22 protein-coding genes and 1 other annotated feature are annotated in these 23,586 nt (G+C 52.8%); of the genes, 7 read left to right on the plus strand and 15 right to left on the minus strand.

Annotation, left to right across the window (positions count from 1 at the left end; genetic code table 11):
• Positions 1–240: 240 nt before the first annotated feature.
• On the plus strand, positions 241–405 hold the full coding sequence (locus F3H12_RS03440; protein WP_149677963.1) for a Spo0E family sporulation regulatory protein-aspartic acid phosphatase: 165 nt from the start codon (positions 241–243) through the stop codon (positions 403–405).
• A 41-nt stretch (positions 406–446) separates the two neighbouring features.
• Here F3H12_RS03440 and F3H12_RS03445 read toward each other — a convergent pair whose 3' ends face one another.
• The 3 genes from F3H12_RS03445 to F3H12_RS03455 form a co-directional block, all read right to left on the minus strand.
• Positions 447–1,616, minus strand: coding sequence for an aminotransferase class I/II-fold pyridoxal phosphate-dependent enzyme (locus F3H12_RS03445; protein ID WP_149677964.1), 1,170 nt, complete (start codon positions 1,614–1,616; stop codon positions 447–449).
• The gene (locus tag F3H12_RS03450; protein WP_149677965.1) at positions 1,613–2,095 is read right to left on the minus strand and encodes an Lrp/AsnC family transcriptional regulator; all 483 of its coding nucleotides are present in this window, start codon (positions 2,093–2,095) and stop codon (positions 1,613–1,615) included. Before F3H12_RS03450 ends, F3H12_RS03445 begins: the two co-directional genes overlap by 4 nt.
• 99 nt (positions 2,096–2,194) lie before the next feature.
• Positions 2,195–2,704, minus strand: a complete 510-nt coding sequence (locus F3H12_RS03455) for a DivIVA domain-containing protein (RefSeq protein ID WP_149677966.1) — start codon at positions 2,702–2,704, stop codon at positions 2,195–2,197.
• A 513-nt stretch (positions 2,705–3,217) separates the two neighbouring features.
• Here F3H12_RS03455 and glgP point away from each other — a divergent pair.
• Both glgP and F3H12_RS03465 read left to right on the plus strand, forming a co-directional pair.
• Complete coding sequence (glgP, locus tag F3H12_RS03460; protein ID WP_149677967.1) at positions 3,218–5,776, plus strand: alpha-glucan family phosphorylase; 2,559 nt, start codon at positions 3,218–3,220, stop codon at positions 5,774–5,776.
• A gap of 242 nt (positions 5,777–6,018) precedes the next feature.
• Positions 6,019–7,305 carry a D-alanyl-D-alanine carboxypeptidase family protein gene (locus tag F3H12_RS03465; RefSeq protein ID WP_149677968.1) on the plus strand — a complete coding sequence of 429 codons (1,287 nt, stop codon included), beginning with the start codon at positions 6,019–6,021 and terminating at the stop codon, positions 7,303–7,305.
• A gap of 80 nt (positions 7,306–7,385) precedes the next feature.
• On the opposite strand, the gene prfB is transcribed toward F3H12_RS03465, so the two are convergent.
• Both prfB and F3H12_RS03475 read right to left on the minus strand, forming a co-directional pair.
• A protein-coding gene (prfB, locus tag F3H12_RS03470; RefSeq protein WP_149678035.1) for a peptide chain release factor 2 occupies positions 7,386–8,484 on the minus strand; the annotation gives its coding sequence in 2 pieces (ribosomal slippage) (positions 7,386–8,408 and positions 8,410–8,484; 1,098 coding nt in all).
• Between the two features lie 110 nt (positions 8,485–8,594).
• Positions 8,595–9,227 carry a cyclase family protein gene (locus tag F3H12_RS03475; RefSeq protein WP_149677969.1) on the minus strand — a complete coding sequence of 211 codons (633 nt, stop codon included), beginning with the start codon at positions 9,225–9,227 and terminating at the stop codon, positions 8,595–8,597.
• 325 nt (positions 9,228–9,552) lie between these two features.
• Here F3H12_RS03475 and F3H12_RS03485 point away from each other — a divergent pair, with 325 nt between their 5' ends.
• Together F3H12_RS03485 and F3H12_RS03490 are read left to right on the plus strand one after the other, a co-directional pair.
• On the plus strand, positions 9,553–10,311 hold the full coding sequence (locus tag F3H12_RS03485) for a threonine/serine exporter family protein (protein ID WP_188118344.1): 759 nt from the start codon (positions 9,553–9,555) through the stop codon (positions 10,309–10,311).
• Positions 10,308–10,751 carry a threonine/serine exporter family protein gene (locus tag F3H12_RS03490; protein ID WP_188118345.1) on the plus strand — a complete coding sequence of 148 codons (444 nt, stop codon included), beginning with the start codon at positions 10,308–10,310 and terminating at the stop codon, positions 10,749–10,751. The genes F3H12_RS03485 and F3H12_RS03490 overlap by 4 nt, the downstream gene beginning before the upstream one ends.
• Positions 10,752–10,809: 58 nt before the next feature.
• Here F3H12_RS03490 and F3H12_RS03495 read toward each other — a convergent pair whose 3' ends face one another.
• The 3 genes from F3H12_RS03495 to glgA all read right to left on the minus strand — a co-directional run bounded on the left by F3H12_RS03495 (position 10,810) and on the right by glgA (position 13,310).
• The gene (locus F3H12_RS03495) at positions 10,810–11,409 is read right to left on the minus strand and encodes a hypothetical protein (protein ID WP_149677973.1); all 600 of its coding nucleotides are present in this window, start codon (positions 11,407–11,409) and stop codon (positions 10,810–10,812) included.
• Between the two features lie 252 nt (positions 11,410–11,661).
• The gene (locus F3H12_RS13570; RefSeq protein WP_279231987.1) at positions 11,662–11,793 is read right to left on the minus strand and encodes a hypothetical protein; all 132 of its coding nucleotides are present in this window, start codon (positions 11,791–11,793) and stop codon (positions 11,662–11,664) included.
• 65 nt (positions 11,794–11,858) lie between these two features.
• Positions 11,859–13,310 (minus strand): glycogen synthase GlgA, encoded by a 1,452-nt coding sequence (gene glgA / locus F3H12_RS03500; protein ID WP_188118352.1) that lies wholly within the window; start codon positions 13,308–13,310, stop codon positions 11,859–11,861.
• A 158-nt stretch (positions 13,311–13,468) separates the two neighbouring features.
• Here glgA and F3H12_RS13210 point away from each other — a divergent pair, with 158 nt between their 5' ends.
• A complete protein-coding gene (locus F3H12_RS13210) occupies positions 13,469–13,618 on the plus strand; it encodes a CDIF630_02480 family spore surface protein (RefSeq protein ID WP_188118346.1) in 150 nt (49 codons plus the stop codon).
• Between the two features lie 36 nt (positions 13,619–13,654).
• Here F3H12_RS13210 and F3H12_RS03505 read toward each other — a convergent pair whose 3' ends face one another.
• The 4 genes from F3H12_RS03505 to F3H12_RS03520 all read right to left on the minus strand — a co-directional run bounded on the left by F3H12_RS03505 (position 13,655) and on the right by F3H12_RS03520 (position 17,548).
• Positions 13,655–14,287 (minus strand): carbohydrate-binding protein, encoded by a 633-nt coding sequence (locus tag F3H12_RS03505; protein WP_149677975.1) that lies wholly within the window; start codon positions 14,285–14,287, stop codon positions 13,655–13,657.
• A 120-nt stretch (positions 14,288–14,407) separates the two neighbouring features.
• On the minus strand, positions 14,408–15,391 hold the full coding sequence (locus F3H12_RS03510) for a M42 family metallopeptidase (protein WP_149677976.1): 984 nt from the start codon (positions 15,389–15,391) through the stop codon (positions 14,408–14,410).
• A complete protein-coding gene (locus tag F3H12_RS03515) occupies positions 15,384–16,502 on the minus strand; it encodes a M42 family metallopeptidase (RefSeq protein WP_149677977.1) in 1,119 nt (372 codons plus the stop codon). Before F3H12_RS03515 ends, F3H12_RS03510 begins: the two co-directional genes overlap by 8 nt.
• Positions 16,499–17,548 carry a M20/M25/M40 family metallo-hydrolase gene (locus F3H12_RS03520; protein WP_149678036.1) on the minus strand — a complete coding sequence of 350 codons (1,050 nt, stop codon included), beginning with the start codon at positions 17,546–17,548 and terminating at the stop codon, positions 16,499–16,501. Before F3H12_RS03520 ends, F3H12_RS03515 begins: the two co-directional genes overlap by 4 nt.
• Before the next feature lie 203 nt (positions 17,549–17,751).
• Here F3H12_RS03520 and F3H12_RS03525 point away from each other — a divergent pair, with 203 nt between their 5' ends.
• Complete coding sequence (locus F3H12_RS03525; RefSeq protein WP_188118347.1) at positions 17,752–18,174, plus strand: DUF3888 domain-containing protein; 423 nt, start codon at positions 17,752–17,754, stop codon at positions 18,172–18,174.
• Between the two features lie 198 nt (positions 18,175–18,372).
• On the opposite strand, the gene ileS is transcribed toward F3H12_RS03525, so the two are convergent.
• The 3 genes from ileS to F3H12_RS03540 all read right to left on the minus strand — a co-directional run bounded on the left by ileS (position 18,373) and on the right by F3H12_RS03540 (position 23,581).
• Entirely contained in the window at positions 18,373–21,138 is a 2,766-nt protein-coding gene (gene ileS / locus F3H12_RS03530) for an isoleucine--tRNA ligase (protein ID WP_149677979.1), read from the minus strand.
• 91 nt (positions 21,139–21,229) lie between these two features.
• Positions 21,230–21,470 (minus strand) — a binding site (T-box leader).
• Positions 21,471–21,599: 129 nt separating this feature from the next.
• Entirely contained in the window at positions 21,600–22,712 is a 1,113-nt protein-coding gene (locus F3H12_RS03535) for a toxic anion resistance protein (RefSeq protein ID WP_149677980.1), read from the minus strand.
• A 200-nt stretch (positions 22,713–22,912) separates the two neighbouring features.
• Positions 22,913–23,581: a 5-bromo-4-chloroindolyl phosphate hydrolysis family protein gene (locus tag F3H12_RS03540; protein ID WP_149677981.1), complete on the minus strand. Its 669-nt coding sequence runs from the start codon at positions 23,579–23,581 to the stop codon at positions 22,913–22,915.
• Positions 23,582–23,586 lie beyond the last annotated feature (5 nt).

Here is a 23,586-nt window from a genome sequence, read left to right on the forward strand (position 1 = left end):
GACACTCCTTCCTCTAAATGGTTTGTTGTGTATAATCCCATTTTATCAAAGAAGGATGTCTCTTGTTTATTTTTTTCCTACAACAATTTTACACTATGCAACGATCCGAATGTGTCACCATGTGGCGAAAGATGTCGAAAATCCGCTTCCTGAGCCGATTTTATTGACCTGTTCATCAAAATATGTTATGATTTTGTCAAATAAATACAGAAGTTAAAATTTAAAACCGGGGGGATACAAATGAAAAAGATTGAAGCCGTGCGCGGTCTGCTGAACAAAGCGATCGAAGCAGGGTGCGAGAAGGATGTCATCCTCACCATAAGCCGCCATCTGGACGACCTGATACTGGAGACGATGAAACTGCAATATGAGCAATATATGACAAAAGAACAGGTCCGGGTATAACCGGACCTGCTTTTTTTATGATGCAATGCTGTATAACCAGTTTATGCCCTTACCCTTTCAACAAAGCGGGCGATTCTTGTCAGGGCTTCGCGGATGTTCTCCAGGGAAGTGGCATAGGTGGCTCTTACAAACCCCTCGCCGCAGGCGCCAAAGGCGTTGCCCGGAACCGTGAGCACTTTTTCTTCCATCAGCAGTCTTTCGCAGAATTCGTCGGAACTCAGGCCCGTCGACCGGATATCGGGGAAGCAGTAAAAGGCGCCATAGGGTTCAAAGCATTTGAGCCCGATCCGGTTGAAACCGTCCACCATGACACGCCTTCTCCTGTTGTATTCGTCCACCATTTTCCTGACCTCAGGCTCGCCGTTCCTGAGCGCTTCTATAGCCGCAAACTGGGCGGTGGTCGGGCTGCACATTATGGCATACTGATGGATCTTCTTCATCTGTTCCATGGCATCCGCATGCCCGCAGGCAAAGCCTATGCGCCATCCCGTCATGGCAAAGGCCTTTGAGAAGCCGTTGATGACAATGGTTTTTTCCTTCATTTCGGGGAACTGGGCGATGGAAACATGCTTGCCCTTATAATTCAGTTCCGAATACAGTTCATCGGAGATGACGATGATATCCTTATCCCGGAGCACCTCAACAATTTTGGCATAATCCTCATATTCCATGATGGCGCCGGTGGGATTGTTGGGGTAGGCAAGGATGATGGCCCTGGTTTTTTCGGTAATACATGACAGAATCTGCTCGGGCTGAATGCGGAACTCGTATTCAGCCTTCAGTTCCAGCGGGACGGGCGTGGCGCCGCAGAACATGGTGCATCCCTTGTAGGCGACAAAGGAGGGTTCGGGAACGATCACCTCATCGCCGGGCCCGGCAAAGGTGCGGAGCGTAATATCTATGGCTTCGCTGCCGCCCACCGTGACCAGGATTTCGGTGGACGGGTCATATTCCAGGTTATACTTCCGGGCCATGAATCGTGCAATTTCCTGCCTGAGCTCAATAAAGCCGGCATTGGAGGAATAGAAGGTTTTTCCCTTCTCCAGGGAATAGATACCCTCCTCCCGGATGGTCCAGGGAGTCTCAAAATCCGGCTCGCCGATACCGAGGGAAATGGCATCCTTCATCTCATTGATCAGGTCAAAGTATTTCCGGATGCCCGACGGCGGCGTGGCCAGAATGTTTGGCTTTATCATATCCTTGATGGTCATAACACCACAGCCTCCCTCTCATCCTTCCGGGGTCGGTTGAAGATCACACCGTTCTCCTTGTACTTCTTGAGCACAAAATGGGTCGAGGTACTCAGTACCGAGTCAATGGTGGCCAGTTTCTCCGCCACAAAGAGCGCCACTTCCTTCATGGTCTTGCCCTCAACCACGACGAAAAGGTCGAACCCGCCCGACATGAGGCAGCAGGCCGTTACCTGGGGATACTGGTAGATCCTTTCGGCCACCTTGTCAAACCCCTGACCTCTCTGGGGGGTCACCCGCACTTCGATATAGGCCACAACCACTTCTTCCTGTGCCTTTTCCCAGTCAATCAGTGTTTTATATCCGGTAATGATCCCCTTGTCTTCCATCTCCTTAATGGCGGCCCTGACGGTTGCCGCGTCCGTTCCCAGCATGACTGCCAGTTCTTCATCGCTGATTCGGCTGTTTTTCTGAAGAATATCAAGAATTTCCTGCTGCATGTTGCATTTACCCCTTTCCTCATGCAATTTATCCGGAATTATAAGAAAACCCTGCTCATACAAGCAGGGGTTACGTTTCCGATAATGCTTCCGCACAGGTCAGGAAGGATTGTCCTGCGGCACCTGTTCGCCGGATTCCTGACCATCTCCATTATCATATTCCTGCTCTTTGTTTTCTATGAATATTTCCACTTCATTCAACAGGTTCTGGTACTTGCTCAGCGCTTCCATCACCTGGTTCTTCATCATCTTGATGTCGCGCTTGATATCGATAATCTTCTCCCGCTCGGCCTCAAGGGCCGCATCAAGCCTTGCCTTTTCCTGCTCGGCCCGGTTCCTTGCTTCTTCCAGGATCGCATCGGCTTTTTCCTGTGCCGTAATGAGGGCGCTGGCTATCCTTTCCTTCTCCCTGGCCAGCGTCTCGGACTCGCTGGCAGCAGACTCAAACCGCGCCTTCATTTCCCTGATCTGCAGTTTCAGGTTGGAAATCTCATCGTCCTTTTCCTTCAGGCGCTGGTCAAACTCATGGATGATCTTTTCTATGTAGGCATTGACATCCGACTTGTTAAACCCGAACAACGCTGTCCCAAACTTTTTCTCTCCCGCCATATACGACACACTCCTTCTGAGAAATGGATTATCATCACCATGGATGCCTGCGGATTCCGCACATCATCCTTTACCATTCATATGCAAGCCTTCCAGCCGTCGCCCCTACCCGGACAGACTGAAAGCAAGGATGCGTGTATATCATCAATTCCCATATTCCTTTTATCTGAAACAGCTTTTTTGCCGATATTCCAAAGCCTTTCGCCCATGCTGTGCGCAAGCCGTCGGTTCTTTCCCGAAAAAAATCCAGTTTATCCCATAAAAGTCTTGAGGGCTCACAGTTAAATATATAATATAATATAGTAAAAGTCGCCAATTTACAACTGCATAATTCATATTTTGGCCCGTGCGGGATGTTGTTTCATGGCAGTTTGCGTAAATCTGTGGGCACAGCGTTTACGCGCATGAATCACCGGCGTGAATGGTTTTTAAAATGAACCGGTATTAATAAAAACATAAAAGGGGTATATATAAGTCTATACTTTTTATATCGGCACATGATGGAGGTTGTATATGCACAAGTTCGGTCGGATCAAAATCACTACCGCCATTCCTGGGTCTCACTCAGGACTGAAGGATTTAGCCTATAATCTCTGGTGGACATGGAACAGCGAAGCGATCGATCTTTTCAGGGACATTGACCTGGTGCTGTGGGAAAAGCTTGACCGCAATCCCGTGAGGCTTCTGCAGGAGGTCAGCCGGCGAAAGCTTGAAGAAAAGCAGGCCAGCCCGGAGTTCATGGAACGGTATGAAAAAGTCATGAAGGATTTCCGCCATTACCTTTCCGATGAGGATACATGGTTCAGGCGGAATTGCCCCCAGTACAAGGACGAGCATATCGTATACTTTGCCGCAGAATACGGTTTCCATGAGGTGCTTCCGGTATATTCGGGCGGTCTCGGCATCCTTTCGGGGGATCACTGCAAATCGGCCAGTGATCTGGGTCTGCCCTTCACCGCGGTGGGGCTCCTCTACAAACAGGGTTACTTTGAACAGCGCATCAATGCCGAAGGATGGCAGGAAACCCAGTATTTCAGCCTGAACTATTCCCAGTTGCCGGTCATCCCTGTGACCGATGATGCCGGAAAACCCCTGACCATCAGCGTGGAGCTTGCCAACCGCACGGTCTTTGCCCGCATCTGGCGCATCGATGTGGGCCGGGTCAAGCTGTACCTTCTGGATACCGACGTACCGGAAAACAATGCCTACGACCGTTCCCTCACCGAGCGGCTTTACGGCGGGGACAGGGAGACCAGGATACAGCAGGAGATCATCCTGGGCATAGGCGGCATAAGGGCTCTTGACGCGCTGGGCATCAAGGGCACCGTGTTCCATATGAATGAAGGGCATTCCGCCTTTATGGGCCTTGAACTGGCGCGGAAGCTCATCGCTGAAAGAAACATCCCCTTTGATGAGGCCAGGGAGATCGTCTACTCCTCTTCGGTCTTCACCACCCATACACCGGTTCCGGCCGGTAACGACGTATTCCCGCTGGAAATGGTAGACCGTTATTTCTGCCGCTATTGGGAACAGCTGGGCCTTCAGAGGCACGAGTTCATCCGGCTTGGCTTAAAGCCCGGCGATCCGGACAACTTCAACATGACCGTCCTGGCCCTCAACATGTCGGGCAGGAGAAACGGTGTGAGCGCTCTCCACGGCGCCGTTTCGCGCAACATCTTCAACTGCATCTGGCCTGGCTTCCATGAGGATGAGGTGCCCATCAGCCACATCACCAACGGAATACATACCATGACATGGTTGGCTCCGGGCATCAGGCACCTTTTTGACAAGTATTTCCCGTCCGACTGGAAATACCGGTTGGACGACGAATCGGTCTGGGAGTCTGTTGACCGGATCCCCGACGACGAGCTGTGGAAAACCCATATGACCCTGAAGACCCAGATGATACGCTGTATCCGGGAGCGGCTCAAGAAGCAGTACATGGCCAACGGGGTTCCCCTCCACGAGGTAAATGATCTGGATAACCAGTTGGATCCCAATGCCATGACCATCGGCTTTGCGAGGAGGTTTGCCACCTACAAGCGGGCAAGTCTGATTTTCCGTGACCTGTCCAGGCTGGAGAAAATCCTGAACAACAAGGGCACCCCCGTCCAGATCATCTTTGCCGGAAAGGCACATCCCGCAGACCGGCCTGCCCATGAAGTCATCAAGCACATTCACGACATTGCCCGCAGGGAAGGTTTCAGGGGGAAGATATTCCTCGTCGAGAACTACAATATGAGCCTGGCCCGCAGCCTTGTCCATGGCGTGGACGTATGGCTGAACAACCCCAGGAGGCCTCTCGAAGCCAGCGGCACCAGCGGTATGAAGGCATGCATCAACGGTGTGGTCAACTTCAGCATCATGGATGGATGGTGGTGCGAAGGCTATAACGGTAAAAACGGATGGGTGATCGGCGACGACACCCCCTACAGCAACGAGCATCACCAGGATGATGCCGACAGCAAATCCCTTTACGAGATCCTGGAACGGGAGATCATACCGCTCTACTTTAACCGGGACGAGCGGGGCATCCCCACCGGCTGGGTCAGGATGATGAAGGAATCCATCAAATCGGTGGCCCCTGTCTATGGCACTCACCGCATGGTGAAGGAATATACCCAGGCCATGTATGTACCCTGTATGGAACGCATCCAGAAGATCCATGAATCCGACTGCGCACTGGTAAGGGATCTGGCGGCATGGAAACGGCATGTTGAAGCCGCATGGCCCCATGTAACCCTCACAGCCAACGAGGACATCCATGGGCTTTCCGATTATCAGGCATTCTCCGATCAGGAAATCCGGCTGTCGGTTACGGTCCAGCTGGGGATGCTGGCTCCGGAGGATGTGAAGGTTGAAGTCTTCTATGGTCCCATAGTCAATAACCGCATCGTCCAGGGAAAATCGGCCGAAATGTCCCTGGTCCGCCAGACCGATTCGGGCACCTGGCATTATGAAACCTCCCTCCGCTTTACGGACGGCGGAGAATACGGCTATACCTTCCGGGTGATTCCCTGGAACGCCAATCAAATGAACAAGTATGACCTTCCCCTGATCAGGTGGGTATGAACGGCGAATGCCACCATGCCCACCGACCGCCGGGAAAGGCTGGCATGCCTGTCCGGGAAATAATTAAAATGATCACGGTGCGTCACGAAGTTTTCCGTTGAATTAGGCTGACCATATGCTATAATCATTTTGATGAAGAGGGTCCGCTCGACCAATCCCCGACGGGTGCTCCGCCGGGCTCTCCGACAACGGGAGAATCGGAAACCCTTGAATGATCTTTTTTGCTTAAGGAAGTATGGGGAATGTTGTTGAGGGAAAAATCTCGGCTTTTTCATAGATGGCTTGTTTCACTCATCATAGCAGCCCTGGCTGCCTTTGTTTTTCTGTCAGCCTTCACCGGGATAACGGCATCAGCGGTCGATCAGGAGAACCAGCCTTCGCTGGAAGCCATTTCCGCGTTGCTCATCGATGCAAGGCGCGGACAGGTCCTCTATGCCAAATCGGCGGATGAACACGTCAAGACCCCGCTGACCAACCGGCTGCTGACAGCCCTCATCGCGCTGGAAAAATCCAGTGCCGACGCCATGGTCACCGCGAGCAATGAGGCCATCAGCGTGGAAGGCGCTTCCCTTGCTCTGACTGTCGGGGAAAAGTACTCGGTGCGCAATATGATCTATGCCATGCTGCTTACCGGCGCCAATGATGCGGCCATAGCCATCGCCGAACATGTGGGAGGCGGCGAGGCCGGGTTCGTCCAGCTGATGAACGAGTATGCCGCAAAGATAGGCATGACCGACACGCGTTTCACCAATGTGACCGGGCTGTATGACGAAAACCAGTACACCACCGTCCGGGATATCGCCCTGCTCGTGCGGACAGCCCTGGCCAACACCGAATTCAATAAGGTTTTCTCAACGCAGGCCAAGCCCTGGTATGATGAAAACAGGACGCTGCTGCTGACCAATACCAACAGCATGTTCTGGACCTACGAGGGCACGGACGGCGGCATACTGGGATATTTCGATCCTGCCGTCCAGTCCATCGTCACCAGCGCCACCAGGAATTCCATGCGCCTGGTCTGCATCCTGGTCGATGTTCCCGCCGAAAAGGTTTACACCGAATCTGCCCAGCTGTTCAATTACGGCTTTGACAATTACCGCTACGGCACGCTGGTGGCTGCAGGGAGCGTTCAGAAAACGGTTACCGTGGGGGATGAAACCGTCAACCTGGTTCCGACTGCCGACGTCCACTACATCTATCCCCGGGGACAGAACTATATCCGAAACGTGACCATCAACGTGGACGAAGCCAAGCTCAAGCCGCCCATAACCAAAAACTCCATCGTGGGCATCATGACCTTTACGCTGATGGACGATACGGTCATCAACGTGGAACTGTACCCGGACAAGGAGATTCTTCCCAAAAAGACAGAAGCCCAGATCCTGAAGGAACGCATCAAGGAAAACATGGAACTGATCTATGTGGTCATCGGGCTGGTGATCCTGGAAATCATCCTGCTGATTTCAAAGCTCGTCAACCTGATACGCAAAAAGCGTATAAAGGGGAAGGCCAGAAGGATCCGGCGCTGATGAGCCATGAATGATAAAACGCCCTGGCGTTTTGGGCTTAGAACCCAAAGGTCAGGGCGTTTGCATTTTGCTTTTCATCATTATTTCCTTGTCAGATACGCCTGGATGAACTCGTCAATTTCGCCATCCATCACTTTCTGGATATTGCCTTCCTCATAATTGGTTCTGTGATCCTTCACCAGGGTATATGGACAGAACACATAGGAACGGATCTGGCTTCCCCAGGCGATGTCCATCTGCTCCCCCTTAATCTGAGCAAGCTTTTCCTGCTGCTCCCGCTCTTTCAGTTCCAGCAGCTTGGCCTTCAGCATTTTCATGGCCATTTCCCTGTTCTGGAACTGAGAGCGCTCATTCTGACAAGCCACGACGATGCCCGTGGGAATATGCGTGAGGCGTACCGCCGACGAGGTCTTGTTGACATGCTGGCCGCCGGCACCACTGGCCCGGTAGACGTCCATCTTGATATCCTCAGGATTTATCTCGATTTCCACCGAGTCGTCCAGAACCGGCATCACTTCCATGGAGGCAAACGACGTATGCCGTCTGCCCGACGCGTCGAAGGGGGAAATGCGGACCAGCCGGTGAACGCCTTTTTCGGATTTCAAAAATCCGTAGGCATATTGGCCTGTTACCTCGACCGTGACGCTCTTGATGCCGGCTTCCTCGCCTTCCAGCATATCCAGGATGCGGGTTTCATAGCCGTTGCGCTCAGCCCACCGCATATACATGCGCAGGAGCATCTGCACCCAGTCCATGGCCTCGGTTCCTCCGGCCCCGGCATGGAGGGTGAAGATGGCATCATTGGCATCATACTCTCCCGTAAGGAGGGTCTCCAGCCTGATTTTTTCATACTGGCTCCTGAGGCGGGTAAATTCTGCCCGGACTTCTTCCAGCACCGATTCATCCTGCTCGGCCAGCCCCAGTTCGGCCAGCGTCAGCGCGTCCTCGCAGTCTCCCAGAAGCTTGTTGAAGGTTTCCTGTTTTGTACGGAGCATTTTCGTCCGCTGCAGCACCTGCTGGGATTTCTCGGCATCGTTCCAGAAGTCCGGTTCTGCAGCTTTTTGCTCCAGTTCCTCAAGCTCTTTCTCAATGGCAGGGAAGTTAAAGTGAATCCCCCAATTCCTTTATGTTATCCAGCAGCTCGGCCAATTCAAGCTTCACCTGCTCAAGCTCAACCAAACTCACTTCTATCCGTCCTTTCAAACCAAACTATGCTGTCGCCCTCTCAAGCATTTTGGGACGGCAGCCCTTACATTATACAACAACCTATGCGCCGATGGAATAGCCGGTTATCTGAAAAGCAGCACCCTGACGGGTGAACCGTCGGATCCCGCTATCCTCAGCGGCAGGCAGATGTAATCATACACGCCTGGCTCCACATCTTTCAGAGCCAGGTTCTCCACGATGGCAATTCCATGGGACAAAAGCGTCTTATGCACGGGGTACAGGTTGTCCCTGCACAGTTCAACCGAAAAATAGTCCGTCCCCACCATGACGATGCCGTTTTGAATCAGGTATTCGGCACATTCTGCGGTAATGGCCGGGTATTCATCCCAAAAGGGTGTCATTTCATCCCGCATGCTTGCACGGGTCCTGAAAAAAACAGCCTGCACCGCGGACAGATCATATGGTTCAAGCAGTTCCTCGCCGATCCGGTCGGAAGGAGCCTCCACCACAAGGACGCATCCGAAAAGGCGTGCGATTTCCACTGAATCGATGTCCTTGCCGCCATCGATGAAATGAAGTGGGGCATCCATATGGGTTCCGGAATGGACCCCCAGGCTGATTCGTGAAACATTCGCCACCGCGCCATCGGAAATGGAATCGGTCCGCTCCACCAGAACTCCCGGATCTCCGGGCCAGACCGTCATGCCGCTGAGGATCTTCCTGGTGACGTCGATAACCTGCCTTCCTTCAAACATCCTTATCCCTCCCCTGCGAAAACATGATAAAATAACCTCATCCGTTACCAAAATCAAAGATTTTATTCATTTTATGATATAATAGCTCACATGAAAAAGCCAGCAGAATGCATGAAATGCCAGTATTACCAGGTCACATGGGATCCCCGCCACCCGAGAGGATGCCGATTCTACGGTTTTAAGAGCGTGCGCCTTCCGTCACAGGTGGTGCTTGAGGCAAGCGGTGAGCCCTGCAGGGCCTTCAAACCCAGGATGCATAGAAAAACGCCTTAGCTGGCAATCCTTCATACGGATGGCAATTCGAAGAACAGGTGGTTTGCGTCTCATGGAGCAGGACAAAGTGCTGGATATCGCGGTGCGCGCCGGCTCTCTTCTTTTAAGAAGCGGCGCCGAGACCTATCGGGTGGAAGAGACCATCGTCCGTATCTGTCGGAGTTATCGCCTTTCCTGCGATGCCTTCGTCCTGCCGACCGGCATATTCGTCAGTGCGGAAGGCGAAAAAGGGGCATTGACAATTGTCAGGCGAATTCCCTACCGGACCGTCGATTTGACCAGCATATCCAGGATAAACGCCCTTTCGAGGAAAATCCAAAACGAACGGCCCGAATACGAGCAGGTGCTGGCGGAACTGGACGCCATCGCCAACATCAAAAGGTACTCCAATATCACCATCGCCATGGCCTATGCCCTTACCGCCTTCGTCTATGTGCTTATCTTCGGCGGCACCCTTATGGAGAGCCTTGCGGCGGTCATCGTGGGCATTGTCCTGGGGCTGTTGCGGTTTTTCTTCAGGCAGGGGAGCAGCTTCCCCTTTATTGAATATTTCGCCGGCGCGTTTGCTTCAGGCATTCTGGGCTCGCTTTTCGCGCTGCTCCTGGAGGTCAATCCCTACCTGGTGATCATCGGAGCGCTCACCAACCTGGTGCCTGGCGTCGCCCTGGCAAGCGGCATACGGGATCTGTTGCACGGCGATATTGTCAGCGGCATTTCCAGGCTCGGGGAAGCTCTCATGACCGTATTCTCCATCGCGGCCGGGACCGGTATCGGTATCGCCACATGGCATCTTATGGGGGTGATGGCATGATGACCATTCTGAAGCTGCTGGTATTGGGGTTCCTGGGCAGTGTTGCACCCGCCGTCGCCATCAACATTGAAAAGCGGCTCCTCCTTTGGGCTGGCCTTGGAGGCATGTTGGGCATACTCACCGCCCTTCTCGTCAATCCCTACGTTGTTTCCTTCAGCATCAGCCAGATATTCGCCGGCACAATTGTCATCGGCCTATACAGCGAGCTGATGGCAAAGGTTCTGAAGGCGCCTGCCACGGTTTTTGTCATCCCCGGCATCTTCCCCCTTGTCCCCGGCATCACCGCCTACAAAACCATCCAGGCCTTTGTCAACAACGAAGTGACAGAAGCGATCCTGCTGGGTATCGACACCATCGCCAAAGCCTTTACCATAGCCTTTGGCATCATGCTGGTTACAGCGCTCTTCCGGCTGGTGAGAAGAACACGGGTGCGGAAATGAGCTTTCTTTTCTTCCCTGCGGGTCACGGTCCGCAGGCATCCCTTTACAGATCGCTTGACTACCGCAAGCCCAGCAGGCTGCGCAGCTCATTCTCCTGTTCCTCTGCCGACATGATACCGATTACCCCTTGCTCGGCCAAATGGAACAGAACCCGTCTGAACATGGCGGCTTTCTGCTCCTCCGAAAGGTCAAATAAGCCATCCAGGACAGACCTGGCATCCATGGGCTCTCTGGCGATATAATATCTTGCCCCGCAAGCGGGCAGCACATCCCTGAAAAAAGGTTCCTTCCATATCCTGTTGGGGACATGGACGGCTATCTGATAAGCCTGCTTTTTATCCTTCCTTTCCAGGGTCAGGCCGAAAAGGCGCAAAGGGGTTCCGGATGTCACCATGCGGTAGTAGTGTTCCAGATTCAGGGCCTGGATGTCTTTCAGGAGCTTTTCAGCGCATTTGTCAGGCTCCCGGCTCACACCGTAAAACAGTTCCGTGTTCAGTTCCAGGATCAGATCGGAATCCCCCGCCAGGGCTGAAAGGATATCATAGCCGGCCTGGCCGGCATGGCCTTTTCCCTTTTTGTACGTCAGGACATATTGGCAGTACGCATTGTTCCCATCCTTGTTTTTGCTCAGTTTGATCTTGTACGGTGCCAGATCCATAAGCTACTCCTTTCATAAAGCCATGCAACCGGAGCTTGTCCGCTCCATGAAAAGCACATACCTGCATGACCAGGGACATGCGCTCCGCAAGCCCGTAAAATCCGGTTGCTGTGCTGCACGGCTGTCCATTCCGATTTTCATTATACCATGTAAAGCCAATACTTATGATGCTCTTGCGGTTGACAGCATACCAGCAAAAGCCAAGGCCGGAGGGTCGAACCCACCGGCCTTTTCCGATGATGGTCATCCTTTTCAGCAGCAATCCTTGCACTTGTCAGATCCGCCGAAAATACCGGGGAAGAATATCAGGATTATCAGAATGATGATTATAATCCATTCCCAACCGCCGCCGAAGAAGCCGCCGCAATCTCTGTAATCGCCCATAGGAACACCCCGTTTGCTTTTGGTCTGATTCATATTATGCAGGGAGGATGTTCCATGACACCGGGCTAATTTCCATAACGTTCCAGTATTGTCTTGTACAGCTGCAGATATTCCCTGGCTGAGTGGTCCCAACTGAAATCCTGGGACATGCAGGCTTTCACCAGTTTGCTCCACTTCTCCTTGTCGCGGTAAACCTGGATGGCGCGCGCCACCGCATCCTTCATTTCATGGGCATTATAATTGGCAAAGGTGAATCCCGTACCCTCTCCGGTGTACATGTTGTACGGAACCACCGTATCCTTGAGCCCGCCCGTTTCCCGTACAATGGGTACCGTTCCGTAGCGCATGCTGAACAACTGGCTCAAGCCGCAGGGCTCATAGAGGGACGGCATGAGGAACATGTCGCTGCCCGCATAGATGCGCTGGGCAAGAACCGAATCATAGCAGATGTTGGCGGAAACCCTGCGCGGGTATTGGGATTGCGCCCATCGGAAAAGATCCTCGTAACGCCGGTCGCCGGTGCCCAGAACAACCAGCTGAAGATCCATTTCCATGAGTTCGGGCATCATGCAGGCGATCAGATCAAACCCCTTCTGATCGATGAGCCGCGAGATGATACCGATAACGGGCGTATCCGCTTTCACATCAAGCCCGAGATCCTCTTGGAGCCTTCTCTTGTTTTCATACTTGCCCTCCGGGTTATTGACCGAATAAGTCCTGTAAAGGCGTCCATCGGTCTCCGGGTTGTTCCGCTCGTAGTCGATACCGTTGACAATCCCGTAAAGGTCGGAAGCCCGTTTTCTTATCAGTCCCTGAAGGTTTTCTCCGAAGAAATCATACTTGATCTCTTCCGCATAGGTCTTGCTCACGGTGGTCAGCACGGCGGAATAAGCCAGCCCGGCCTTCAGGTAGTTGATATGATCGTAGAACTCAACCCCGTCCGGGTGGAAGTATTTCCAGTCCAGCCCGATAACCTCGTCCATCATCTGTTTCGGGAAGACGCCCTGGTACTTCAGGTTATGGATGGTAAAAACCGTATGCATGTTTTTATAGAATCCGTTCTCCCGGTAATCCCTGTAATGGGCATCGAGCAGAACGCTTACAAGACCCGTCTGCCAGTCGTTGAGATGGATGATATCAGGCTTGAACCCGATCAGCGGGAGCACTTCCAGGATAGCCTTGGAGAAAAAGGCGAAGCGTTCCCCGTCATCCCCCATGCCGTAATACCAATCCCGGAAGAAGTAGTACTCATTGTCCAGAAAATAATAGGTTACTCCCTCATGCTCCAGGGAAAACACGCCGCAATACTGTTTCCGCCAGGTCAGATCCACCATGGTATAGCCCATGAATGTCATGCGCTCCACATACTCAGACGGGATCTGCCCGTATTTGGGCAGAACCACACGCACATCGGCACCCAGCTTTTTCAGCGCCTTCGGCAGGGAGCCGGCCACATCGGCCAAACCGCCCGTTTTGGCAAAGGGCGCGACCTCCGAAGAAGCAAACCATATCCTGATATTTTTCACGCTGCTACCTCCTTAAGACTGATAAGCATAATATGATTATCCCACATTTTACTAACGAAAAACAAACCCCTTCCGGAAATACTATGAACAGCATTTTATCCGTATCGCTATTTCCAACGGGACAACTATGCATGGAAGGATGTGATGGGATGGACAGAAGGAAGAGAATTGCCAAATCTGCAGCGGCAACAGAAGCTATTCAGGACATCGAGAAGGTTGATCCATCGGCGAAGGTGCCCTATATTTCGGACGAAAGCGTCGAAGCGGCACGAAATTGGGTCAACGAGCATGAGTTGTGAAAAATGCGGGCCATAAGCAGCCCGCAGCGATCTCTGTCAGTTCACAAAGGTGTAGTTCAGGCCTGAATTGTTGTCCCAGTTTTCGGCCGAATCCTTGAAGGCGAAATTGACATTCTTGCCGTGTACAATGGGGATGGTTGCGGTAAAGGCCCCTGTTGCATCCTTGGTCATGACAACCTCGGACACATCTTCCCATCTCTGGTTGCTGCCAAAACCATAGACACCGATGACCTTGTCTGCCCCGGACTTGGCAAGAAGACCCGAATAACAGATCTTGGCCTGATCTTCGGAGAGCTTGTCGAAGGACACGCCTGCATGGGAATAGGTCTGGGTACCATACTGGCTCGGTCCTGCCATATCGGAACCGAACTCGGCATCCGAGGTCTTGCCCCTGGCGGAGCGCTCATCACCAAATTCGGCAAAGGCATTCCTGCCCGAATTCTTCTCCCTGGTGCTTTCGTTTGCATCGACGGCAAAGAGGCCTCCTCTGTGGTCGGGCACAACAGAAATTCGGGTGCCACCATCCGAAGCCACTTCGGCATCCTTCCTTTCAGCAAACTCGGAAGCTATCTCCACATCCCTCTTGGTTCTTCGTGCAGCACCGGCCTGTTTATTGGTCGCTTTTTTCGTTAAAAAGGAATCCCTTGAAAATTCATCAAAAATGCTCATTGGCTTTCTGCCTCCTTTCAGATATATTATTTGATCCGACACAATGATTTATTTTAGGAATTTTCCCGGCATTTTTGATGAATATGGGAATGGCGTTTTTTGCCGAACAAGGGCTTCCTTTTACCGTGCTTTTACAAAGGCTTCCAGAAGCCTTACGGTATTCTCCGCGTCATTCAAATCAATCATTTCGGCAGGGCAGTGGATGAACCGTGACGGGATTGAAACTGCACCTGTAGGAATGCCTCCTGCCGTGATATGGATGCTTCCCGCGTCGGTTCCGCCCCTCTCCAGAACCTCCAGCTGGTAAGGAATGCCGTTTTCTTTTGCACAATCCACCAGTCTATCCCTGATTCTGGGATGTGCTATGACACTGCTGTCCTTGACCTTGACGGCAGGCCCCTCTCCCAGCACAACAGGCCTGTGCGTACAGCTTGGCGTGTCGCCGGTCCTTGTGACATCTATGGCAAGCGCCAGATCAGGCATAATACCGAATGCGGCCGTGCGTGCTCCTCTTAAACCCACTTCCTCCTGCGTTGTAAAGACATAGTATATCTCGTTGTCGGTCTCCGGGCGTTTCATGGCCAGCTCCGCCAGGATCGCGCAGCCCACACGGTCATCCAGTGCCTTGGAGATGACCCGCCCGTTCTGCTCGACAGGCTCGCCTGCGAAGACCGCCATATCGCCTACGTTCACCATTTTCATAGCCTCATCCCTGGATTTGGCCGCGATGTCAATATACATCTTATCGGGCTTGGCATCCTTCATGTTTTCAAGATTCTCCTCATACCAGACCACACCGGTTGTGCCGTTCTCAAAGACCACCCGCTGTCCCAGGGCAATCAATGGTGACACGCCGCCCACGGTTCCAAACCGCAGGAAGCCTTTCTCGTCGATATAGCTGACGATGAGGCCAATCTCATCCATGTGGGCAGCCAGCATGATCTTTTTGCCGGAGCCTTTCTTAACCGCAATCAGGTTACCCATGGCATCGGTGTATATCTCGTCCACCTTGTCCTTTATCATCTGCGTGATGACCTCTGCCACCTGCTTTTCACAGCCCGACGGTCCAAAGGCATTTACCAGTTTCTTTATGGTATCAAACATTGCTTTCCCCTCCTGATTGGTTTTGATAGGTCTCCCTGAGCCAATTGTTCAGCCCGGCAAGGGTCGCTTCCGCCAGCTTAAGGGCATGGAAGAAATCCCTTTTGTCCATCACCGATACGGGCGTATGGATATATCTGCATGGCACCGCTATGGTACAAACCCTGACACCCGTACCGCTCACCTGGATCCGGCCGGCATCGGTTCCGCCTGAGATGGTCCGCTTGACCTGCCAGGGAATTCCCTGTTCCTCCGCGGTTTGGGTAATGAATTTGTACAAACCCCTGTCCGAGATCACCGATCGGTCCATAACCGTCAGGGCCGGTCCATCCCCAAGCCGTGTGCTCATCATATGTTCACTGGTCCCGGTCAGATCATAGCAGGTGGTGCCTTCCAGCACGATGGCCGTATCGGGTGATACCGCAAAGGAAGCCGCCTTTGCACCTTTCAGTCCTATCTCTTCCTGGACCGTAAAACAGCCGTAAAGGTCAAAGGGATACCGGTTTTTGAGAAGCTCCATGAGCAGGACGCAGCCCACACGGTCATCCAAAGCCTTGGCCATGAATTTATGTTCCCCGAACTCCACCGGATCATAGGCAAAGACTGCCGTATCGCCCACGGCCACGCTTTGCTCGGCCTGCTCCCTGTCCTTTGCGCCTATATCAATGGTCAGCCCGCTCTTTTTAACCGGGCTCTTCCTTTCGGCGGCATCCTGCAGATGGATGGGTTTACAGCCGATAACGCCCGGAACCCGCTCCTTGCCTATCCGGACCCTCTTGCCCACCAGGGCCCTGGTTTCGATGCCACCCACCGCCTTGAATTTCAAAAGACCGTTTTCATTGATCCCTGTGATCAAAAGGCCAACTTCGTCCATATGGGCGGCCAGCATCACTTTCCTGTTGAGGCCGGTACCCTTCTTGAAGGCAATCAGGTTGCCCATATTATCCACATGCCAGGAATCCACCCGATCCCTGATTTGGTCGATGATAAAATCACGCACCGGTTTTTCGTCTCCGGACACACCATCAGCCATGGTCAGTTCTTTCAGCATGTCAATGAGGTATTCAGGGTATTCCCCCGATGTCGGATCCTTGTATACACCTTGCTCTGTCATTGGGAATCGCCCTCCTGTAACAGTTCATCTCTGAAAGCGATATAGCGGGCTGCCAGACGGGCCGTTGCCCCGATATCGTCCAGGCTCACCATTTCCACCGTCGTGTGCATGTACTTGGCCGGTATGGACAGCAAAAGTGTCGGGATGCCTTCAAGGGCCGAGGAATAAACAGCCGCCTCTGTTCCCGTATCCTTTTCCTCAGCATCGATTTGGTAAGGGATCCGCTCTCTTTTTGCAAGCCCGATGCATGCCCGGGTATGCTCCCGGCTCAGGATGGGACCCACCGCGATGGCAACCCCTTTGCCTAATGGGAAGCTTTCATCGCTGGGGGCATCGGGCATATCCCCATGGCAGACATCGATGGCGATGGCCAGATCCGGCCTGATGTGCCATGAAGCCATGAAAGCCCCCACCAGGCCCGACTCCTCCTGCACGGTGGCAGCCACATAAACATTGTCGTCATGCCGGATTCGCTTCAGTTCCTTCAGGATTTCCACCAGGGCCGCCACGCTGCTCCTGTTGTCCATGCTCCTTCCGGCCATCCTGTTGTTTTTCAGTTCAATGGCCGGGAACTTAAAGGTTACCACGTCACCTACCGAGACCAATTCCCTCGCTTGCTCCGCGCCATACCCGATATCGATGCGCATATCCTCCAGTTTGACCGGTTTGTCGGCGTCCTCAGGAGAAATCAGATGGGGTGGTTTGGTGCCGATCACGCCGTGAAGATCCCGCCTGCCATGGACCGTTACCTCCTGGGCGCCAAGGATCTTCGGGTCCACTCCGCCCATGGCGGAAAACCTTAAAAACCCGTTTTCGTCAATGCCCGTGACCACCAGGCCGATCTGGTCATAGTGGGCGGTAACCAGCACATTGCGGGGATTTTCTCCCTGCCCCTTTTTCAGCCCAATCACATTAAAAAAGGCGTCAATCTTCACCTCATCGCAATAAGGCGAAAGAATGTCGGATATGGCCTGCGCCGCCACATCCTCCCTGCCAGTTACGGCATTTATACTGCAAAGCTTTTTCAACAGCTCGCGGCATTCCATGCAATACACCTCAATTCCACCTGTTGTCCGGTTATGGCTTTTTCATTTAAAAAGCCACGATGTTCCCACATATTATCCGCATGTGAAGCGGGCTTTATCAGCAATGATATCATAACACAAAGCCGGTAATGGGTGCCATCATGTTTTCTTTCGCATAGCTTGTCGTCCGCATGGGAAGCATGAACATTGGGGAGATGAATGCCTTGAAGAAATACTTGCTGGCCGCATGGCTCATGGCAATCCTGACCTTGTTCTCGTGCCTTTCATCGGTGGCACGTTTCATTATCGGAACAGGTACCGGACCTGAAAAAACGCCGGAATTCCAGGCAGCTTCAGGTTCTGACTCCCTGCGTTATCATGACATGATCATCACACTTCTTCTGCCCTATATCAGGGAAAGCGTTCAGAAGGTTTATGCGGATGACGTCTCAATCACCCCGGACCGGGTGAATATCATCCGTATCGAAAGAAAAGGCGCTTTCAGAACCTATGATTTTCTTATCAGGCTCGAAGTGAGGCCCATAGGGTATGAAGGCCGGAGCATGGGGCGCGATCTCATCACCCTGAAGCTATCCCATGATCATGAGATTGAACTGGTGGATTATGAGAGTGCCAGGGATTATTAGTCTGTCCCCGGCATGCGTTTGGACAAGGAACTTGCCGTATGCGTGCGCGCCATCCAGGGTAAGCAACAGGAACTCAATCAGTTTAAGGCTATTTTGAATGAATAGAGATTTGTAAAAACGGGCCCATCAGATGGGCCCGTTTTATACGAATCATATCCTGAGTGATCGGCAACGGCGATCCATATCGCCGCCAATCCTTTATACCACCTGGCTGCAGCGCTCGCAAAGGGTGGGATGCTCATGGCTATGTCCCACGGTTTCGGAGTAAATCCAGCAGCGCTCGCATTTCTGGCCGTCAGCCAGCTTGACCACTGCCTCCAGTTCGTTCTTGTCCGCAAGCTCCAGCTCAACCTGGGAGGTAATGAACACGGTGGGCAGAATCTCCTTCACGCTGTCAAGGAAATCGTACAGCGTTTTGCCGGCCTTCAGAACCACCTTGGCCTGCAGGGACTGGCCGATGAGTTTCTCATTTCTGGCATTTTCCAGCGCCTTCAGGACGGTTTCACGGACATCCAGGATCCTGTCCCACTTCTCTTCAAGCGCCTTGTCAGCATACTGGGGATTGACTTCCGGCCAGTCATTGAGCATGACGCTTTCCGTGTTGTCCTTTTCGGTATGGGGCAGATGCTGCCATATCTCTTCGCTGGTGAAGGCCAGTACGGGGGCCAGCAGCCTTGTCAGCGTGTGCAGGATGATGTACATGGCTGTCTGCCCGGAACGGCGTTCCCTGCTGTCTGCCTTTGAGGCATACATCCTGTCCTTGGTCACGTCCAGGTAGAAGCTGGACATGTCCACCGTACAGAAGTTGTGGATGGCATAGAGCATCACATGGAAATCGTATTCGGCATAAGCGTTTTCGATCTTATCCACCAGCTTGTTCAGTTTCATCAGCGCCCAGCGATCCAGTTCTTCCATTTCGGCATAAGGCACGCTATGCTCACTGGGGTTGAAATCGTAGAGGTTACCCAGCAGGAACCTGGCCGTATTCCTGATCTTCCGGTAGTTTTCCGACAACTGCTTGAAGCCTTCCTGAGAAATACGGATATCGGTCTTATAGTCGCTGGAAGATACCCAAAGCCTCAGGATATCGGCGCCATACTGGTTGCAGACATCCATGGGATCGATGACATTGCCCAGGGATTTGCTCATCTTTTTGCCCTGTCCGTCCACCACATAGCCATGGGTCAGCACCTGCCTGTAGGGCGCGCGGCCTTTTGTCGCCACAGCCGTCAGGAGCGAGGACTGGAACCAACCCCTGTGCTGGTCGCTGCCCTCAAGGTACATGTCCACAGGCCAGCCCAGATCCGGGTTGGGCTCGGCAACAGCCGCATGGGATGAGCCGGAATCGAACCAGACATCCATGATATCCTTTTCCTTCCTGAAACTGCGGCTTCCGCACGAGCAGGCATAACCCTCGGGCAGGATCTCGGTGGCTTCATGGGTGAACCAGGCATTGGAACCCTCTCTGGCAAACAGATCCTGAACGGCCTTTATGGTCACATCGTCGATGATCTCCTTGCCGCAGTCATTGCAATAGAAGATGGGTATGGGAACGCCCCAGACACGCTGGCGGGAAATGCACCAGTCTCCCCTGTCTTCCACCATCTTGGAAATGCGCTCCTCGCCCCATGCCGGGATCCAGCGGACTTCCCTGATGGCCTTCAGGGCCGCATCCCTGAACTTGTTGATGGAGATGAACCACTGCTCGGTAGCCCGGAAAATGATGGGATCCTTGCAGCGCCAGCAATGCGGATACTGGTGGCTGATGAGCTCTTCCGCCAGCAGGAGTTTCTTTTCCTTGAGCAGTTCCAGGATGGCCTTGTTGGATTTCTTGTAGAACATACCGGCAAATGGACCTGCCTCCTGGGTGAGGTGCCCCTTGTCATCCACCGGTACGATGGTCTCTATTTCAGGATAGTTTTTGCAGACATCGAAGTCTTCCGCACCATGGCCGGGAGCCGTGTGGACGCATCCGGTACCGGCATCCAGCGTAACGTGGTCCCCCACAATGACCAGGGAATCCCTGTCCAGGAACGGATGCCTGCAAACCGTATATTCCAGCTCGGAGCCCTTGATTTCACCCAGGATCTTATAGTTGCCGATACCGGCTACCTTGGCCACGTTTTCAACCAGATCTTTGGCAACGATATAGCGCTCGCCGTTGTCGGCTTCCATAACGGCATAGATGAATTCAGGGTTCAGGCATATGGCCATGTTGCCCGGCAGCGTCCATGTGGTGGTGGTCCATATGACCACATACAGGTTTTCAAGGGTATCCACAATGCCCTTCAGCTTACCCTTGTCATCGGTCATGGGGAACTTGACATAGATGGAGTTGGTGGTTTCCTCCGTATACTCAATCTCCGCTTCGGCCAGGGCTGTTTCGCAGGACGGGCACCAGTATACGGGACGCAGGCCCTTGTAGATGCAGCCCAGCTTGGCCATCTCCCCGAACACGCCTATCTGCCTTGCCTCAAACTCAGGCTGGAAACTGATGTAGGGATTATCCCAGTCTCCAATGACACCCAGGCGCTTGAAAGCATCCCTCTGGATGTTCAGGTACTTCCAGGCTATCTCCTCGCAGGCCTTTCTGAACACCACGGGACCTACTTCATGGCGGTTCAGGCCCTTTTCCTTGATGGCCTTCTGCTCGGTGGGAAGGCCATGGGTATCCCAGCCGGGGATATAGGGCGTGTAATAACCCTTCATGTCGTAATAGCGCATGATGATGTCCTTCAGGACCTTGTTCAGCGCGGTACCCATATGGATGCCGCCATTGGCGTAGGGAGGGCCATCGTGCAGCACAAATTTCTTGCCCGAATTCCGGTTCCGCTCAAGTCTTTTATGGTAAATGTCCTTCTTCTGCCATTCCTCCAGAATCCGGGGTTCCTTTTCAGGAAGGCCGCCCCGCATGGGGAAATCGGTCTTTGGCAGGTTCAGTGTGTTGCCATAATCAACTGCCATTTGAATACCTCCAAATCTCGTTCATTCGCATATATCTCTCCAGGACATGCGTCCGGTTTATAGCATTCCCAATCAAAAAAAGCCTATCGTCCCATGGGACGAAAGGCTCTGCTTTCCGCGGTACCACCCAAATTGCCCTATCTCCCTTCCGGATGATAGGGCCACTTGTTTTGAGGGTAACGGTCTCATACCGGCTCACCTTAGTTGGCTCGCTGAGCCTTTCAGGCTGCTGCTCACGGTGGATTTTCGGATCCCCTGTCCTGCGGGCTTTCACCTGCCCCCGCTCTCTGTAAGGCTTCCGGAACCCTACTCGTACCGATCATCGCTTTATCAGTCTTTAATGATTATATGTCATGTCCGCTGCTGTGTCAACACCGGAACGCCGTTGTGCCCGGCATTCCCGATGGTTTTCCAAAAGTAAAATCCTCCGGTTTTGATTCCGGAGGATCCTGTTCAACAGGTTATACTCTATCGCGCAAATCCAGAAGCTTTTTCTTAAGCTCTTCTTCCATGTTCCGAAGCTCAATTTCGGCCTGCTGCCTCTTGGCCCGGCCTTCCTGCTGGATCCTGAGCACTTCCTCCAGGGTAGTCATCAGATCCTCATTGACCTTCTTCAGGGTTTCTATCTCCACAATGCCGCGCTCATTCTCCCGGGCGATCTCTATGGAACTGGTCTTGAGCATCTCGGAATTCTTGGCCAGAAGATCGTTGGTGGTCTTGGTCACATCCTTCTGGAGCTGCAGCGCATTCTGCTGGCGCAGCATAGTAATGGCTATGACGATCTGGTTCTTCCAGAGGGGTATGGTGTTCATGATGGAACTTTGGATCTTCTCGACCAGGGTTTGATCATTGTTCTGGATCAGCCTGATCTGCGGAGCGGTTTGGATGGCGATCATCCGGGTCAGCTTCAAATCATGGATCTTCTTCTCAAACCGCGAGATGAGCTCCGTCATGTCCTTTACCTTCTGGGCATCCACCGCATCGCCGGTCTTGGAGGCCTTTTCCCTGAGTTCGGGAAGAACTTTTTCATTGAGCTCCTTCAGCTTCAGTGAACCGGCCATGATGTACATATCCAGCTGTTTCAGATACTCCAGGTTCTTGGCATACATGGTATCCAGCGTGGTGATATCGCGAATCAGTTGGAGCTTGGCCCGTTCCAGCTGGTCGATGATCTTCTCGATCTGGACGCTCAGCTTTTCATAGCGGGAAATGAACTTCCCGGTCTCTCGCTTGATGTTACCGAACAGCTTGTCGAAGAATCCCTGCTTGTTGGGATCCAGGCTGTCTACATCCACTTCCCTTACTTTGTTCATCAAATCGGTCAGAACAGCCCCTACCTCTCCGCTGTCCTTGGCCCGGATCTGGTCAAGGATGGCATCAGAGAACTTGGATATCTCGCTTTGGGCAATGGCGCCATACTGGATCACTGCCTGGGAATCGCCCACATTGATCTGCTTTGAAAGCTCAATGACCTTTTGCTGCTCTTCCGGGGTCATCTCGTTCCATCTGTTGACATCATAATTGTCCACTGCAACAACCGACTGTTCCGGGGATGTCTGAACCTGTGCATCCATAGCCAACCCAACCTTTCCTGCATAAGATTTGAACGGAATATAGCATGTCGGCTGATGTTATGGAAAACCATTCGTCAGCCAGCCTTCGCTCATCAACCCGCCTCCGTCTTGGGTGCCATCGGGCAAATTCCGGCGCAGGCGGAATCATAAATTCATATTACCAAATTCATATTACCAAATCATTTCATTGCCAACAATCCCTACTGTCTCCCGCCGGAAGGCATGGATGGGGTATTCCTGTCCTTGCCGGCATTCCCACCTGTGTTCATGTTGCTGGATATCGTCTCGAAAACCTTTATCTCCGTATCCAGATCCATCACGTCATTGGCCAGCATCTTCTCCTTCTGCTGGAGGAAGGTGGCACGGATGGTCTTGAAGGATTTTTCGGTCTTATCCAGTATGCTGACGGCATCCGCCGGCATGGGCCGGGTTGTAGCCAGTTCAACATATTTCAGGACGATCTTGTGGGTGGGTTCCAGATAATAGGTGATGAACTGCTTGACGATGCGTAGATCGTTGGGATCTTTCTTCAGCAGTTCAAACATGGATTCGGCAATCTTGCACAAATCCTCAATCTCTTTTTTTACCTCCAGCTGCTGGAGCCGGTAGGAAGCCTGTCTCATACCCGCGGTCAGCTTTCGTCCGGCACGGATGGTGCTTTCAACTTCCTGCCGGGTGATGCCGTCGAGCGAAATCTTGTCCTCTTTCTGCTTTCCGGAATTGATGAGGGCTGCCACAAGCCAGGCGAGCACGCCGACAATCAGCGCCGGGAAGAATCCCGCCGCCAGCCAGAAATTCAGGACCGCAAAGCATGCAACCCCTATTAATATAGAAAGCAATCTTCCTGCCCATGAACCTTTCAAATTCATTCACC

The organism is Thermoclostridium caenicola (genome assembly GCF_900142095.1).
Lineage (GTDB): Bacteria > Bacillota > Clostridia > DSM-8532 > DSM-8532 > Thermoclostridium_A > Thermoclostridium_A caenicola.

Excerpts from the sequence above, each read along its gene's own strand:
- F3H12_RS03440 (WP_149677963.1), top strand. The coding sequence starts at position 241 with ATGAAAAAGATTGAAGCCGTGCGCGGTCTGCTGAACAAAGCGATCGAA.
- F3H12_RS03445 (WP_149677964.1), bottom strand. The coding sequence starts at position 1,616 with ATGACCATCAAGGATATGATAAAGCCAAACATTCTGGCCACGCCGCCG.
- F3H12_RS03450 (WP_149677965.1), bottom strand. The coding sequence starts at position 2,095 with ATGCAGCAGGAAATTCTTGATATTCTTCAGAAAAACAGCCGAATCAGC.
- F3H12_RS03455 (WP_149677966.1), bottom strand. The coding sequence starts at position 2,704 with ATGGCGGGAGAGAAAAAGTTTGGGACAGCGTTGTTCGGGTTTAACAAG.
- glgP (WP_149677967.1), top strand. The coding sequence starts at position 3,218 with ATGCACAAGTTCGGTCGGATCAAAATCACTACCGCCATTCCTGGGTCT.
- F3H12_RS03465 (WP_149677968.1), top strand. The coding sequence starts at position 6,019 with ATGTTGTTGAGGGAAAAATCTCGGCTTTTTCATAGATGGCTTGTTTCA.
- F3H12_RS03475 (WP_149677969.1), bottom strand. The coding sequence starts at position 9,227 with ATGTTTGAAGGAAGGCAGGTTATCGACGTCACCAGGAAGATCCTCAGC.
- F3H12_RS03485 (WP_188118344.1), top strand. The coding sequence starts at position 9,553 with ATGGAGCAGGACAAAGTGCTGGATATCGCGGTGCGCGCCGGCTCTCTT.
- F3H12_RS03490 (WP_188118345.1), top strand. The coding sequence starts at position 10,308 with ATGATGACCATTCTGAAGCTGCTGGTATTGGGGTTCCTGGGCAGTGTT.
- F3H12_RS03495 (WP_149677973.1), bottom strand. The coding sequence starts at position 11,409 with ATGGATCTGGCACCGTACAAGATCAAACTGAGCAAAAACAAGGATGGG.
- F3H12_RS13570 (WP_279231987.1), bottom strand. The coding sequence starts at position 11,793 with ATGGGCGATTACAGAGATTGCGGCGGCTTCTTCGGCGGCGGTTGGGAA.
- F3H12_RS13210 (WP_188118346.1), top strand. The coding sequence starts at position 13,469 with ATGGACAGAAGGAAGAGAATTGCCAAATCTGCAGCGGCAACAGAAGCT.
- F3H12_RS03505 (WP_149677975.1), bottom strand. The coding sequence starts at position 14,287 with ATGAGCATTTTTGATGAATTTTCAAGGGATTCCTTTTTAACGAAAAAA.
- F3H12_RS03510 (WP_149677976.1), bottom strand. The coding sequence starts at position 15,391 with ATGTTTGATACCATAAAGAAACTGGTAAATGCCTTTGGACCGTCGGGC.
- F3H12_RS03515 (WP_149677977.1), bottom strand. The coding sequence starts at position 16,502 with ATGACAGAGCAAGGTGTATACAAGGATCCGACATCGGGGGAATACCCT.
- F3H12_RS03520 (WP_149678036.1), bottom strand. The coding sequence starts at position 17,548 with ATGGAATGCCGCGAGCTGTTGAAAAAGCTTTGCAGTATAAATGCCGTA.
- ileS (WP_149677979.1), bottom strand. The coding sequence starts at position 21,138 with ATGGCAGTTGATTATGGCAACACACTGAACCTGCCAAAGACCGATTTC.
- F3H12_RS03535 (WP_149677980.1), bottom strand. The coding sequence starts at position 22,712 with ATGGATGCACAGGTTCAGACATCCCCGGAACAGTCGGTTGTTGCAGTG.
- F3H12_RS03540 (WP_149677981.1), bottom strand. The coding sequence starts at position 23,581 with ATGAATTTGAAAGGTTCATGGGCAGGAAGATTGCTTTCTATATTAATA.